Consider the following 14,629-nt stretch of genomic DNA (forward strand, 5'->3'; position numbering starts at 1 on the left):
GGTGGGTCGTGGCGGCTGGCGCACGGGCGAGATCCACGTGGGCACGCACCAATACGCCGGCCGAGCACCTGAATGCGCGGCCGGCGTGTCGTGTTCCGGCTACCCTCGTCGCTGCGTCCGCTCGGCCTTGGACTCCGCCAAGGGGGCGCGCAGCGTTCCGAGGTAGGGGTACCACAGGTGGTCCGGGTTGTTCTCCACCCCGGTCACGATCTCCCGCATCGTACGTAGCACCTCGGGCTCTTCCTCGTCGTACACGTCGCCCTGCAGCATCTTGAGCAGATCGATGCGGTACCGCGGATCCTGGACGAAGATCGGGAAGAGGACGTTGAGGCGGTAGTAGATCGAGATGAACTCGTACCAGTACGAGACCGCCCGCTTGAGCTTGCGTTCGTAGTTGGCGAACGCGGGCCGGGAGAAGGTCTCGCCCGCCTTGTGCGCCGCGATGATGTCCTTGCAGACGAGTCTGGCGCTGTTCAGCGCCACGCTGACGCCGCTGGAGAAGATCGGGTCGACGAAGCGAGCCGCGTCTCCGATCAGCACGAACCTGTCCCCGCAGATCTCGCGCATCGCGTAGCTGTAGTCACCCTCGGTCTTCAGCGGCCGCAGCTGCTTCGCCTGCTTCATGGCGTCGAACAGCTCCGGGCGGCTGGCCACGAAGTCCCAGAAGAACGACTCACGATCCGAGCCCGCCGAGGCGAAGCGCTCCTTCTGGGTCACGACACCGACGCTGGTGATGGTGTCGGTGATGGGGATCTGCCAGACCCAGGTGTCCTTGATGGGCAGGAAGTGGACGTAGATGTAGTCGGCCTTCTCTGGGCTGGGCGCCAGTTCCTGTCGGTCCAGGCCCTCGAACCACGTGTGCAGGGCGTACTGCTTGAAGACCGGGTCGGCCACCTTCAGCTTGAGCTGTTTGCCGAGCATCGTGTGCCGGCCGGAGGCGTCCACCACCATCCGTGCCGTGAGGTCGAGCTGCTTGCCGCCCAACCGGCAGGTCACGGTCACCAGCTCCGGGTCATCGAGGTCGACCTTGAGCACCCGGACCCCGCTGAAGACCTTGGCCCCCTGTTCCTCGGCATGCTTGAGCAGGATCAGATCGAACTTGGCCCGGTCGACGTGATAAGTGTGGTCGCGGTCGACGCCGGGCTGGTCCCGCTCGACGAACATCACATCGGCGGCGCCGAAGTCGTGGTCGAAGCCGTTCAGCCCCGAAATGTCGTGCGTCCCCGCGGCCGACCACGCTGCGCCATACTTCTTCGGGAATCCCGCCGCGTCGATCTTGCCGAGGACGCCGATCTCCTCCAGCACCGGCGTGGTCGCCGGCACGAGTGACTCACCGACATGCGCCCGCGGGAACAACTCGCTCTCGAAGACCGCCACGGAAAGGCCGGCCTGGGCGAGGTAGGAGGCGGCGGTCGAGCCGGCCGGCCCGCCGCCGATTATCGCGACGTCGAAATCAGGAGTCATGCCGCACTCCACCGTCCTCAGCCTCCGTAATGAGCGACTGGACCATCGCCGCGATGCCCACGACGTCCTGGAAATTCCGGTATTCGATCATCAGGGGCGGCACCGTGGCTCCCAGTTCGTCTCGGATGAAGTTCAGCAGCCTCGCCGTGCGCAACGAATCGAGCACACCCAGTTCGAAGAGCCGGCTGGTCCCGGTTATGTCGTCTGTCATGTCGTCAGGCCGGAGGTTCTCCTGGATGAACTTGAGCAGCCTGAAGGTCACGTCGTCCTGGAACATTCCATCGCCTTCTTCCGAGACACCTCGACCGGATCATGGTCACATCCGGTTTCGGCGTGCCGCATCTCTTGGCGTGCCAAGGGATTCAGCTGGTGGCGGCCGTGATGGCGGGGTAGCGACGTGCGGTCGGGTGCTGGTGGTCCTCGCGGTACACGACCTCGCGGGGGCGAGCGCGCCGGTGGACACGGAGCGCAACACCGGAGATGCCGCACCGACACGCCGGCGGCAGTCTGAGGGTCGTGGCTGGGCGCGGGCCTGCGGGAATTCTCGTTCAGCCGGCCATCGGAAACCAAACTGATTGGACGAGCCAGATGGTTTCTCGTTGCATTCAGCGGCATTTCGCCGCGCAGGTCGCGCTGACCCCGGATGCGCCCGCGGTCGTCTGTGGCGAGGTCCGGTTGAGCTACCGGGAGCTCGATGAGCGGGCCAACCACCTCGCGCACCGGCTCCGCGAGCGCGGAGCGGGTCCCGAGGTCCCGGTCGCGGTGCTGATGGAGCGCTCCGCCGACCTGGTCGTCGCGACCTTGGCCGTGCTGAAGACCGGGTCCTACTACTTGCCGCTGCACACGGCCTATCCGCCGGAGCGGCTCCAATGGCTCGTCGACCAGGCCGGTGCACCGGTGCTCGTGACGGACGAGGCCACGCACGAACGCGGCACGCCGCGGGGCTGTCAGGTCGTCGTCGCCGACGCCGACCCGGATGCGACGACGCCGCCGGTGTCCGATCCGGCGATCGAGAACCACCCCGAGCACATCGCGTACCTCATGTACACGTCGGGCTCGACCGGCGAGCCCAAGGGAGTCGCGGTCACCCATCGGGACGCGCTCGGCCTGGCGCTGGACCAGTGCTGGGACAGCGGGGCGCACGAGCGGGTGCTGATGGTCGCCCCCTACGCCTTCGGCATGTCCACCTACGAGCTGTGGGTGCCGCTGCTGCGCGGTGGGGTGATCATCATGCCGCCGGCCGGCGAGATCGAGGTCGGCACGATCCGGCGGCTCATCGTCGAGGAGGACGTCACCGTCGTCCACCTGACCGCCGGGCTCTTCCGGGTTTTCGCGGAGGAGGCGCCGGAGGCACTCGCGCCCCTGCGCGAGGTGATGACCGGGGGCGACGTGATCTCCCCGACGGCCGTGGCCCGGGTGCTGGAGGCATGCCCCGGTATCTCGCTGCGGGCGATGTACGGCCAGACCGAGACGACGCTGTTCACGACGACCTGGCAGATCGCCGCCCCGTACGAGCCCGACACGACCGTGCCCATCGGCCGGGCGATGGACAACATGCGGGTCTACATCCTCGACAAGCGGCTGCGTCCGGTGGCGGCCGGCCTGGAGGGTGAGCTGTACGTGGCCGGTACCGGGGTGGCCCGCGGTTACCTCGGCCGCCCGGACCTGACCGCCGAGCGTTTCGTCCCTGACCCGTTCACCGGATCGGGTGAGCGGATGTACCGGACGGGTGATCTTGCCCGCTGGACTCCCGCCGGCCTGGTGGACTTCATCGGCCGCGCCGACGGCCAGGTGAAGATCCGGGGTTTCCGGGTCGAGCTCGCCGAGGTGGAGGCCGTGCTGGCCCGGTACCCGGGAGTGGCCCACGTCGCGGTCGTGGCGCATGACCTGGAACCCGGCGACAAGCGGCTGGCCGCCCACGTGGTTCCCGAGTCCGACCGCTTCGATGCCGTCGCGTTGCGTGACTACGCGGCCGACCTGCTGCCCGATTACATGGTCCCGGCGGCCATCGCCGTGCTGGACTCGCTACCGCTGACCGCCAACGGAAAGCTGGACCGCCGGGCTCTCCCCATGCCGATGTTCGGGAACGCCGCGGACTACGAGGCGCCGCGCACGCCGACCGAGGAGGCGCTGTGCGCGATGTTCGCCGACGTGTTCGGCGTGTCGCAGGTGGGCGTCGACGACAGCTTCTACGACCTGTCCGGCCAGTCGATGCAGGTGATCCGCCTGATCGCGCGGGTGGAGCAGGAACTCGGGCCGCGCCTGGAGGTAATCGAGGTCTACGACTACCCCACCCCCGCCCAGCTGGCCGAGCGCGTCGACAGGGCGGCGGACAACCGGGCCGCGTGAGCGTCCGCGGCCGCGAAAGGAACTAGGACGAGCCGATGAACCCCTTTGACGACGAGACCAGCACCTTCAAGGTCGTGGTCAATACCGAGGGCCAGCATTCGCTCTGGCCGGACTTCGCCGCGGTGCCGCCCGGGTGGACGGTCGCGTACGGCTCGGCCGGGCGCGACGCGTGCCTCGAGTACGTCCGCACGCACTGGACCGATCTGCGGCCGCGCAGCCTCGTGGCCCACATGGAAGGGTGACCTCGCGCATGCGGCCATTCGACGAGATGAGCGTGGACCACGTCGGGTTCTACGTCGACGACCTCGCCGCCCAGACGACCACGCTCGTCGACAGTTTCGGCTTCACCGTCAGTGGGCAGGCCGACATCTCCGGCGAGGCGCGCTCGGTGGGGCTCGGCCGGAGCGAGATCCGGCTACTGCTCACCGAGCCGGTGGCGAGCGACCACCCCGGCTCCGCGTACCTGGAGAACCACGGCTTCGGCGCCGCCGACATCGCGTTCGGTGTCGCGGACGCCGCCGACGCGTACCACGAGGCCGTGCAGCAGGGCGCCCGCCCGGTGTCGGGGCCGGCCGCGCACGACGGCGTCGTGACCGCCACGGTCATGGGCTTCGGCGATGTGGTGCATACGTTCGTGGAGCGTTCCGGTGATACGGACGGGCAGGCCTTTCCCTGGCTGAGCCCGGTGGCCGAGGCCACCGCGGGCCGGGACACCGGCCTTTCCGGCGTCGACCATTTCGCCATCTGCGTGGAGGCCGGCCAGCTGGACCCGATGGTCGAGTTCTACGAAAGAGTCTTCGACTTCGAGACGATTTTCACCGAGCGCATCGTGGTCGGCGCCCAGGCGATGGACTCAAAGGTGGTGCAGAGCGCGTCCGGCGCGGTGACGTTCACCATTCTCGAGCCGGACGTCTCGCACGTTCCCGGCCAGATAGACCAGTTCCTGAAGAACCACGGCGGCAGCGGTGTCCAGCACGTCGCCTTCATCACCGATGACATCGTGCGGTCGGTGGACTCGATCAGCGCTCAGGGCGTGGCGTTCCTCAGCACTCCGGACAGCTACTACACCATGCTCGGTGAGCGGCTGGAGCCGGCCGGGCACTCGCTGGAGGATCTGCAAAGGCTCGACATCCTGGCCGACGAGGACCAGGACGGGCAGCTCTTCCAGATTTTCGCCCGGTCCACGCACCCGCGGAAGACCTTCTTCTTCGAAGTCATCGAGCGGGTGGGGGCACGCACCTTCGGCGGCGGAAACATCAAGGCACTGTACGAGGCCGTAGAAGTTCAACGCAGTAAGGACGGCGATGTCTGACACCGCGATTCCGCTCTCCTTCACGCAGGAGTTCCTGTGTATGTTCGGGGACGGCGGCGAAACTGGCCCCTTCGGTCCCAGGTACCACGGCGTCCGCGGCTGGCGTCTGCGTGGCGCCCTCAAGGTCGACGCGTTGCGCGGGGCCCTGGAGGACGTGGCCGCGCGCCATGAGGCTTTGCACACGGCGATCGTCCAGGAGGGCGATGAGCGGTACCAGGAGATCCTGCCGCCCGCCGCCCCCGAGCTGACGATCGAGGAGGTAACCGCGGTCGACCCGATCGACCGCGACCGGCGGGCCGAGGAGTTCGTCAACGAGATCGAGTCCGGCGAGCTCAGCGTCCGGACCATTCCGCACCTGCGGGCGGTCCTGGGCCGGTTCGACGAGGACGACTCGGTGCTCGTCCTGGTGGCGCACCACGTGGCGATCGACGGCTGGTCCATGCAACTGATCATGCAGGACATCGCCGCCTCGTACGCCGCGCGGAGCGGGGACGGCTGCCCGTGGCTCGGCGAGGTCACGCAGTACCGCGAGTACGCGGTCTGGCAGAAGGCGAGCCTCGCCGACGGACCGACGGACGAGGTCCGCGAGTACTGGCGGGATAAGCTGCGCGACGCGCGGATGCTCGGCATCTCGGCGGATCGGCGGCAGCCCGCCGGCGGCGACGACCGGGTCACCTCCGTCCATCGGTTCCTGATCGACGCCGACCTCACCGATGCGACGCAGAAGCTCGCCAGGAAGATGCGCGGATCGCCGTTCATGATCCTGCTCGCCGCCTACCAGGTGCTGCTCCACGGGCTCACCGGGGCGGACGACGTGGTGGTTCCGACCATTTCCTTCGGCCGCGGGCACGCTCGCTTCGAGAACACCGTCGGCCCGTTCTTCAACTTTCTCCCGCTACGGACCGACCTCGCGGAATGCAAGACGCTCCGCGACGTGGTGTCCGCCACCCGCACAACGTGCATGGAAGCTCAGACGAACGAGGTTCCCTTCGCATTCATCATGGCGGAGGCGCCCGATCTGATGAGCACCTTCGCCGACGAAAGCCTGGCCGTGGCCGCTTTCCAGGTGTTCCAGTACTCCGGCGCCAACGGTGGAGAGACCGGGAACCTGAAGTACGCCGAAATCCGGCGGAGGCTGCTGTCGCAACCGCAGGGCTCGGACATCCCCGACGGCGCGCTGTGGACGCTGGAGATCGACCCCGACGTGGGCGAGATGTACGGGAACCTGCGGTACAACACCGGCGAGTTCGACGACGGCACCATCGAAACCATGGTGCACGAGTTCCAGCGGGCACTGCGCAAGGTGGTCACCGCTCCCGACTCGGCGCTCTAGGTCCGCGAGAAGAAATGAGGCAGCCCGGTGGCAGACCGGCCGAAGACACGTCCACTGACCGGCGCCGAGTACGTGGAGAGCATTCGCGACACCCGTGAGATCTACATCTACGGCGAACGGGTGAAGGACGTCACGACACATCCGGCGTTCCGCAACCCCGTCCGGATGACCGCGCGGTTGTACGACGCACTGCACGACCCGGCGAAGCGGGACGTGCTCACCGCGCCGACCGACACCGGGAGCGACGGCTACACGCACAAGTTCTTCCGGACGCCGCGCAGTGTCGAGGACCTCGTGGCGGATCAGCAGGCCATCGCGGAGTGGGCTCGAATGAGCTACGGGTGGATGGGGCGCAGCCCCGACTACAAGGCGTCCTTCCTCGGGACGCTGGGGGCGAACGCCGAGTTCTACGAGCCCTTCGCGGACAACGCACGGCGCTGGTACAAGGAGTCGCAGGAGAAGGTCCTCTACTGGAACCACGCGATCGTGCACCCGCCGGTCGACCGGAACCGCCCACCGGACGAGGTGGCGGATGTCTTCGTCCACGCGGAGAAGGAGACCGACGCCGGCCTGATCGTCAGCGGCGCGAAGGTGGTCGCGACCGGGTCCGCGCTCACCCACTACAACTTCATCGCGCAGTGGGGTATGCCGATCAAGGACAAGAAGTTCGCCCTGGTCGCCACGGTGCCGATGGACGCGCCGGGGATGAAGCTGATCTGCCGCACCTCCTACAGCGCCTCGGCGTCGGTGATGGGCAGCCCGTTCGACTATCCGCTCTCCTCCCGGCTGGACGAGAACGACAGCATCCTCGTGCTGGACAAGGTGCTCATTCCCTGGGAGAACGTCTTCATCTACGGGCACCTGGGCAAGGTCCAGCTCTTCACCGGGTACTCCGGATTCAACGAGCGCACGACCTTCCATGGCTGCACCCGCCTGGCCGTGAAGCTCGAGTTCATCGCCGGTCTGCTGGCGAAGGCCCTCGAGATCACCGGCACCCGGGACTTCCGGGGGATCCAGACACGGCTCGGGGAGGTGTTGGCCTGGCGCAACCTCTTCTGGGGTCTGTCCGATGCGGCCGCACGCAACCCCCAGCCGTGGAAGAACGGCGCGCTCCTGCCCAACAGCCAGTTCGGCATGGCGTACCGCTGGTTCATGACGATCGGATATCCCCGAATCAGGGAGATCATTCTCCAGGACGTCGCGAGCGGTCTGATCTATGTCAACTCCAGCGCCGACGACTTCAAGAACCCGGAGATTCGGCCCTACCTGGACAAGTACGTTCGCGGCTCGAACGGAGTCGAGGCGGTCGACCGCGTCAAGCTGATGAAGCTGCTGTGGGACGCCGTGGGCTCGGAGTTCGGGGGGCGACACGAGCTGTATGAGCGCAACTTCTCCGGAAACCACGAGAACATCCGGATCGAGCTCCTCAACTCGCAGGTGGCCGGGGGGCAAGTGGATGCGTACAAGTCGTTCGTGGACGACTGCCTCGGCGAGTACGACCTGGACGGCTGGACGGTTCCCGATCTGTCTTCGATCGAGGACGTCCAGCGGTTGCGCAACGATATCCTCAACGGCTGATTTCGAGGAACTCCCCCATGTATACCGTGATTTCCAAGGACGGCACTCCCATCGCGTACGACAAGGTCGGCGATGGGCCACCACTGGTCCTGGTCGAGGGCGCGCTCAACGACATGGCTACGACGATGCCGCTGGCGGCGCTGCTGCGGAGACAGTTCACGGTGTTCGCGTACGACCGCCGCGGCAGGGGCGCAAGCGGGGACAACGCGCCCTATGCGGTCGAGCGCGAGATCGAGGATCTGGCGAGTGTCATCGGCGAAGCCGGCGGATCGGCCTACGTCTTCGCCAACTGCTCGGGTGGCAGCCTCGCCCTCGAGGCGGCGGCATGCGGCGTCGACGTGCTGGGGGCGGTGCTGTACGAGCCGCCGTACTTCGTCGACGGGCGCACGCTGCCGCCGAACTACTCCCAGCGCCTGCGGACCTGCGTCGCGGAAGGCCGCCGGGGTGACGCGCTCGAACTGTTCATGCGCGAAACGGTGCAACTTCCCGGCGACCACGTCGACGACGTGAAGGGCGGGCCGATCTGGCCCGCTCTGCAGAAGATGGCGCACACGCTCGTCTACGACGACCTCGTCATGGGCGACTCCTCGCTGCCGGCCGAGCGGATGGCGCACGTGACGCTGCCGACTCTCGTGATCGACGGCGCGGAGAGCCCCGAATGGGCGCGCTCGTCCGTACAGGCACTCGTCGACGCCCTGCCGGGTGGCCGGCGGTACTCCCTGCCCGGCCACACACACTTCCTCGTGCCCGAGGCCGTCGCTCCGGTGATCAGTGAGTTCCTGAGCGGCCTCGACACGGCACCTGACCGGTGCACGACCTGCGAACGATTATGACCTGAACGCCCCTTTCAAGATTCCTGCGTCGAACCTGTCCTTCCGGGGGCGGCCCGTTCGTCGGTAGGCAAAACACAGCAACCCGGGAGGGAGTTCACATGGACGCGAGTCCTGACGCCCGGCCTGTCTTCGAACGGGCGGGCCGGCGAGAGTGGTTCGGGCTGTTGGTACTGGCCGTGCCAACGCTGCTGATCAACTTCGATTTGAGCGTGCTGTACCTGGCGGTACCGCACCTGACCGCGGCGCTGGAGCCGAGCAGCACCCAGCAGCTGTGGATCCTGGACATCTACGGCTTCATGGTCGCCGGTTTCCTGATCACCATGGGCAGGCTGGGCGACCGAATCGGGCGCCGGAAGCTGCTGCTGATCGGGTCGGCGGTCTTCGGGATCGCCTCCGCGGTCGCGGCCTACTCGACCAGCGCGGAGATGCTGCTCGTCGCGCGCGTCGTGCTGGGGATCGCGGGCGCGAGCCTGGCTCCCTGCACGCTCGCACTGATCAAGACGATGTTCACCAACCCCAAGCAACGCGGCGTCGCGGTGTCCATCTGGATGGGCTGCTTCATGGGTGGAGCCGTCATCGGCCCGATCGTCGGCGGCATCCTGCTCACCAACTTCTGGTGGGGATCGGTCTTCTTGCTCGCCGTGCCGGTGATGGTGGCGGTCCTCATCGTCGCGCCGATACTGCTGCCCGAGGCCAAGGACCCCGCAGCCGAGCGGCTCGACCTGTTCAGCGTCGCGCTGTCGCTGGCAGCCGTTCTGCCGTTCGTCTACGGCATCAAGCAGCTGGCCAGTGCGGGGTGGCAGCCGTTGTCCCTGGTCCTGGCGGTGGCCGGTGTCGCGTTCGGTGCCGCGTTCATCGTGCGGCAGCGCAAGATCGCGAACCCGCTGCTGGACCTGAGCCTGTTCGGCGACCGGACCTTCCGCGGCTCGTTCGTGCTCAGCCTGCTCGGCGGTGCGCTCTCGGGCGGCACCATGCTGCTCGTGAACCTGTACCTGCAGCTGGTGAACGGCTACTCGCCGCTGAAGGCCGGGCTCTGGCTGGTGCCCACGGCCGTCGTGATGCTGGTCACCATCGGGATTAGCCAGGGCCTCGCCCAGAAGATCCGACCCGCCTACGTCATGTCGGGCGGAATGGTGATCTCGGCGATCGGCTACCTCGTGCTCACGCAGCTCGACAGCACGGGCGGCCTGGCGCTGGTCGTGGTCGGCTGGGGTCTGGCCATCGTCGGCCTGGGCCCGGCGGCGGCGCTGGGATACGACATGATCCTCAGTTCGGCGCCACCCGAGAAGATCGGCTCCGCGTCGGGGACCGTGGAGACCGGCGGCCAGGTCGGCGCCGCGATGGGGATCGCCCTCCTGGGCAGTCTCGGCACGTTCGTCTACGGCAGCCAGATCGAGGTGTCCAGCGCGGTCCCGGGGCAGGCCGCGGACGTTGCCCGCGATAGCCTCGCCGGCGCCGTGGCCGTGGCCGAGCGCCTGCCCGCGGCGATCAGCGGCGAGCTGGTGGGTTCGGCCCGCGCGGCCTTCACTAGTGGTTTGCAGTGGGTCGCCGTCCTGGGCGCGGTGGTCTTCCTGGGCATGGCGGCCTACGCGGTGCGAGCGCTCGCGCATGTACCGCCCACCGCACAGACTGAGTCCGTGGAGGCCGACGACGTGCCGACCTCCGCGCACTGAGAGGAGAAAGAGAAGACATGCTAATCATCGCGGGAAAGCTCTATGTCGCTCCTGAGGAGCGCGACAAGTTCGTCGACGGACACGTGGAGGTGGTCAAGCGGGCGCGGGAGTACGCCGGCTGCATCGACCTGGCCATCTCGGCCGACATGATCGAGGACGGCCGAGTGAACATGATCGAGGTGTTCGAATCCGAAGAGGCGCTGGCCTCATGGCGGAAGATCGCACCTGGCCCCTCCTACCACGCCGAGATCCAGGGCGGGGACGTCCAGAAGCACCAGATCAGCTCATCCGGTCCGCCTTTCTGATCGGCACCGCCTGATCACGGCCGGCCGGCGCGTAGCCCGCGCCGGCCGGCCGAGCCGACTCCAGGACCTGGTCCGCCAACGGTGGGAGGAACAAAGATGCGAGATGTTCAGGACGAATACGATGTCGTCGTTGTCGGCGGCGGGCCCGCCGGGTCGGTTTCCGCCGGTCTGCTTGCCCTTCGAGGGCACCGGGTGCTCGTCATCGAGCGCGAGAAGTTTCCCCGCTATCACATCGGGGAGTCGCTGACCACCGGAAGCCTGCCGGCCCTGGACGACCTGGGGTTGCGCGACCGCGTCAACGAGCTCGGGTTCACCAAGAAATACGGCGGGAGCCTGCTGTGGGGCACCGACGAGGGAGTCTGGGACTTCCGCTTCGCCGAGGCGCACAAGTTCGACTACTCGTTCCAGGTGAGGCGTGCCGACTTCGACGCGTTGTTGATGACCCGGGCCCGGGAACTGGGCGCCGACGTCATCGAAGAGGCGACGGTCACCGAGCCGGTGCTCGACGGCGACCGGATCGTGGGCGTGACCTACAAGCTCAAGGGCGATGACACGCCTTGCACGGTCCGCTCCAAGATGCTGATCGACGCCTCCGGCCAGGCGAAGTTCCTGGGCCGCCAGTTCGACCTGGTGGACTGGCACGAGGACCTGCGCAACATCGCGGTGTGGACGTACTTTCAGGGCCACACGACGTACGAGGGAACCCGTGCCGGTGACACGCTCTCCGAGGCCCGGCCGAACGGCTGGTTGTGGTACATCCCGCTGTCGGACAACACGGCCAGCATCGGCTACGTCACGCACGTCGCGGAGCTGAAGAAGTCCGGCCTGACCACGAGAGAGCTGTTCGAGCGCGAACTGGCCGACTCCCAGGAGGTGCGCCAGCTCACCGAGGGCGCCTGGCGGGTCTCCGGGTTCCGCACCGCCCGCGACTGGTCCTACACGAGCAACCGGTTCCACGGCCCGGGCTGGGCCCTGCTCGGTGACGCGGCCGCCTTCGTCGACCCGCTGATGTCGGCCGGCGTCGCCATGGCCCTCCGGGCCGCCAGAGGGCTCGCCGCGTCGATCGACTGGGTGCTGCAGCACCCCGACGACGAGGCGAAGGTCATGAGCCAGTACGACGGCGACTACCGGAAGTTCGCCGGCGACCTGCTGTCGTTCATCCGCTTCTTCTACGACCGGACCAGGAACAAGGAGGACTACTACGCGAAGGCCCAGCGCACCGTCGGCCCGGGGAACAACGCGCCGAGCAAGCAGAACTTCGCCCTCATCCTGTCCGGCATGGCCGGGCTCCACGAGGTCTTCACCGGTCCCAAGGACCTCGCGGCGGCCGGGTCCGTGCGTCCCAAGGCGGAGTGGCACTACTTCAACTGAGATAGCCCGGCCATGCCGCCGCAGGTCGGGTTGGCTTTTGCCGGTCTGGTGGGTGGGGTGCCTGCTTCAGCAGATCGTCGGTCCTGACGTTCTCTCCACCACCCACCTGCGGGGTAGCACCACGAACCCAGCGGTGTTGTCGGTGCGTTTGACGATGGTCACCCTCAGGCGTAGCACGGCGTGTGCCCCGGGTGACCAGGCGTGCGGCGTAGCCGCCGTCGGCCCAGACCAGGCTGATCGTGGAGAATCGTTCACGCAGCAGCCCCCAGCAGCCGGTGGGCGCCGTCGCGGTCCTGCACGCCGGCGGCGGTGACGGTCACCATCAGCAGCAGCCCGAGACTATCGGTGGCGATGTTTCTCTTGCGTCCCTTGGTTTTCTTGCCCGCGTCATAGCCTGAGCTGGCCGCGGCCACGGTGTCGGCGCCGCGCACGGTTTGAGCGTCGATAACCGCCGCAGTGGGCAACTCGGCCCGCCCGCACGCGACACGGATGCGGCCCCGCAGCCGATCGGCCAGCCGGCGCGGCCCGCCCCGCTCGCTCCAGCGTTCGAAGAACGCATACACCCCGGCCCAGGGCGGAAAATCGGCTGGTAGGGCCCGCCACTCGATCCCGTACCGGGTCAGGTAGCCGATCGCGTCCAGCACCGCACGCAGATCGTGGCTCATCGGCGCGCCGCCAGGGCTCCTACGCAACTCCGCCATCATCGCCCGTGCCTCCGGCTCCAGCAGTTCCCACCGCTCATCGGTCAAATCAGACGGATAACGCGGTGTCCGGCTGCGACACCCGCAACCAGACACGCGGCAACTGACCCTGACGGCCTCGACACGGTAAACAGACATCCCGGGGCTTCTGGTGATCGAAGTTGGTGGTACATCTCGACTACCAAAAGCCCCGCCTCATGACCTCACGACACGCTCACCGCCCCGGCCGCAACGTTCACCAACAGGCTCCAAGAGGCCGCGCAAATAGGGCATGGCGGCGCCACCGACCCTATTTGCGCGCCCTCTTAGGCGGATACGTCGAAGAACCCGGTCTGATCGGATCAGACCGGGTTCTTCGTGTTGTCCGAGGTGGGTCAGCGCAACGCGCGGGTGAACGTCTGGATGTCGCCGACCAGGAGCTCCGGCTGCTCCAGCGCGGCGAAGTGGCCGCCGGCGGAGCACTCGGTCCAGTGCACGATGGTCGGCAGGTCGCGGTCGGCCAGCGAGCGGATCGGCAGGAAGATGTCGCTGGGGAACACCGCCACCCCGACCGGGACGGTCACCGGCGGCGGCGTGACCCCGCTCGCCGCCTGGCGCACGCCCTCGGCGCCTTCGTAGTAGAACTGGGCCGAGGAGCCAGCGGTCGCGGTCAGCCAGTAGATGGTGACGACGGTGAGCATGCGGTCGCGGTTCACCGCGTCCTCGGGCACCTTGGCCGCGTCCGTCCACTCCCGGAACTTCTCCACGATCCAGGCCAGCTGCCCGACCGGCGAGTCGTTGAGCCCGTAGGCCAGTGTCTGCGGCCGGGTCGCCATGATCTTCATGTAGCCGGACAGCTCGGCGTCGAACCGCTGGAGGCTGCCGAGCCGCCCCATGTCGCTCCCGCTCAGCTCGGCAAGCTCCGCGGGGTCCCCGGAAGGAAAGGTCATGAGCATGTTGACGTGCACGCCGGCGACGGACTCCTGGGCGATCCTGGCGAGCTCGAGGGAGATCACCGACCCGGCGTCCCCTCCTTGCGCGACATACCTGTCGTAGCCCAGCCCGCGCATCAGCTCGGCCCAGGCGCGGGCGATCCGCGGGACGTCCCAGCCGGTCTGCCGGTGCGGCCGGGAGAACCCGTACCCGGGGATGGACGGGATGACGAGGTGAAAGGCGTCGGCAGGGTCGCCGCCGTGGGCGCGGGGGTCGGTCAGCGGCCCGATGATGTCGACGAACTCGGCGACCGAGCCGGGCCAGCCGTGGGTGATGAGTAGCGGCATGGCATCGGGTTCGGGGGAACGAACGTGCAGGAAATGGACCTCCGCGCCGTCGATGTCGGCGATGAACTGTGGGTACCGGTTCAGTTCCGCCTCGGCGGCGCGCCAGTCATAGGTAGTACGCCAGTAGTCCGCCAGTTCCTTGAGATATTCCAGCGGCACCCCGCGGTCCCAGCCGACATCGGGCAGCTCGTCGGGCCACCGGGTGTCGGCGATCCGGCGCCGTAGGTCGTCGAGGTCGGCTTCTGGGATATCGACGAGAAAGGGCCGATAGTTCAGCGACGTCATTTGTTTTCCTTCCGGTCCGTTACGGCAGCCGCGCTGTTTCTGGGGAGTGCTGTTCGGGCAGCGGTCTCCCGGACGTCTCGATGCCGGTGAAGATCAGCACGCCGGTGGCCAGGGCCAGCGGTGCGGCCGTCAGCAGTGCCGCGGTGCCGAGCAGGGGGGCGCTGGA

13 protein-coding genes and 1 pseudogene are annotated in these 14,629 nt (G+C 67.6%); 9 read left to right on the top strand and 5 right to left on the bottom strand.

Annotated features, from left to right (window positions below; all coding sequences use genetic code 11):
• Window positions 1-99 precede the first annotated feature (99 nt).
• Window positions 100-1,464 carry an NAD(P)/FAD-dependent oxidoreductase gene (locus tag GEV28_RS13430; RefSeq protein WP_291412200.1) on the bottom strand — a complete coding sequence of 455 codons (1,365 nt, stop codon included), beginning with the start codon at window positions 1,462-1,464 and terminating at the stop codon, window positions 100-102.
• A complete protein-coding gene (locus GEV28_RS13435) occupies window positions 1,454-1,741 on the bottom strand; it encodes an acyl carrier protein (protein WP_291412202.1) in 288 nt (95 codons plus the stop codon). The genes GEV28_RS13430 and GEV28_RS13435 overlap by 11 nt, the downstream gene beginning before the upstream one ends.
• A 311-nt stretch (window positions 1,742-2,052) precedes the next feature.
• Between GEV28_RS13435 and GEV28_RS13440 the strand changes: the two genes are divergently transcribed.
• The 9 genes from GEV28_RS13440 to GEV28_RS13480 all read left to right on the top strand — a co-directional run bounded on the left by GEV28_RS13440 (window position 2,053) and on the right by GEV28_RS13480 (window position 12,218).
• On the top strand, window positions 2,053-3,813 hold the full coding sequence (locus GEV28_RS13440) for a non-ribosomal peptide synthetase (protein WP_291412204.1): 1,761 nt from the start codon (window positions 2,053-2,055) through the stop codon (window positions 3,811-3,813).
• Between the two features lie 35 nt (window positions 3,814-3,848).
• Window positions 3,849-4,055 carry an MbtH family protein gene (locus GEV28_RS13445; RefSeq protein WP_291412206.1) on the top strand — a complete coding sequence of 69 codons (207 nt, stop codon included), beginning with the start codon at window positions 3,849-3,851 and terminating at the stop codon, window positions 4,053-4,055.
• Window positions 4,056-4,063: 8 nt separating this feature from the next.
• Window positions 4,064-5,125 (top strand): 4-hydroxyphenylpyruvate dioxygenase, encoded by a 1,062-nt coding sequence (gene hppD, locus GEV28_RS13450; RefSeq protein WP_291412208.1) that lies wholly within the window; start codon window positions 4,064-4,066, stop codon window positions 5,123-5,125.
• Window positions 5,118-6,458, top strand: coding sequence for a condensation domain-containing protein (locus GEV28_RS13455; protein ID WP_291412210.1), 1,341 nt, complete (start codon window positions 5,118-5,120; stop codon window positions 6,456-6,458). Before hppD ends, GEV28_RS13455 begins: the two co-directional genes overlap by 8 nt.
• Window positions 6,459-6,485: 27 nt before the next feature.
• Window positions 6,486-8,036 carry a 4-hydroxyphenylacetate 3-hydroxylase N-terminal domain-containing protein gene (locus tag GEV28_RS13460; protein ID WP_291412212.1) on the top strand — a complete coding sequence of 517 codons (1,551 nt, stop codon included), beginning with the start codon at window positions 6,486-6,488 and terminating at the stop codon, window positions 8,034-8,036.
• Window positions 8,037-8,053: 17 nt separating this feature from the next.
• The gene (locus GEV28_RS13465; protein WP_291412214.1) at window positions 8,054-8,869 is read left to right on the top strand and encodes an alpha/beta hydrolase; all 816 of its coding nucleotides are present in this window, start codon (window positions 8,054-8,056) and stop codon (window positions 8,867-8,869) included.
• Between the two features lie 98 nt (window positions 8,870-8,967).
• Window positions 8,968-10,542: an MFS transporter gene (locus tag GEV28_RS13470; protein WP_291412216.1), complete on the top strand. Its 1,575-nt coding sequence runs from the start codon at window positions 8,968-8,970 to the stop codon at window positions 10,540-10,542.
• A gap of 17 nt (window positions 10,543-10,559) precedes the next feature.
• On the top strand, window positions 10,560-10,847 hold the full coding sequence (locus tag GEV28_RS13475) for a putative quinol monooxygenase (RefSeq protein WP_291412217.1): 288 nt from the start codon (window positions 10,560-10,562) through the stop codon (window positions 10,845-10,847).
• Between the two features lie 96 nt (window positions 10,848-10,943).
• Complete coding sequence (locus GEV28_RS13480; protein ID WP_291412220.1) at window positions 10,944-12,218, top strand: NAD(P)/FAD-dependent oxidoreductase; 1,275 nt, start codon at window positions 10,944-10,946, stop codon at window positions 12,216-12,218.
• A gap of 87 nt (window positions 12,219-12,305) precedes the next feature.
• Here the strand turns inward: GEV28_RS13480 and GEV28_RS13485 are convergent.
• From GEV28_RS13485 to GEV28_RS13495, 3 genes and pseudogenes are all read right to left on the bottom strand, one after another.
• Window positions 12,306-12,444, bottom strand: a pseudogene (locus tag GEV28_RS13485) (IS5/IS1182 family transposase); the annotation flags it as partial.
• Between the two features lie 25 nt (window positions 12,445-12,469).
• A complete protein-coding gene (locus GEV28_RS13490; protein ID WP_291412222.1) occupies window positions 12,470-12,967 on the bottom strand; it encodes an IS5 family transposase in 498 nt (165 codons plus the stop codon).
• 326 nt (window positions 12,968-13,293) lie between these two features.
• Window positions 13,294-14,463, bottom strand: a complete 1,170-nt coding sequence (locus GEV28_RS13495) for an epoxide hydrolase family protein (RefSeq protein ID WP_291412224.1) — start codon at window positions 14,461-14,463, stop codon at window positions 13,294-13,296.
• Window positions 14,464-14,629: the final 166 nt, after the last annotated feature.

Source organism: Actinophytocola sp., from assembly GCF_009379765.1.
Taxonomy (GTDB): domain Bacteria; phylum Actinomycetota; class Actinomycetes; order Mycobacteriales; family Pseudonocardiaceae; genus Actinophytocola.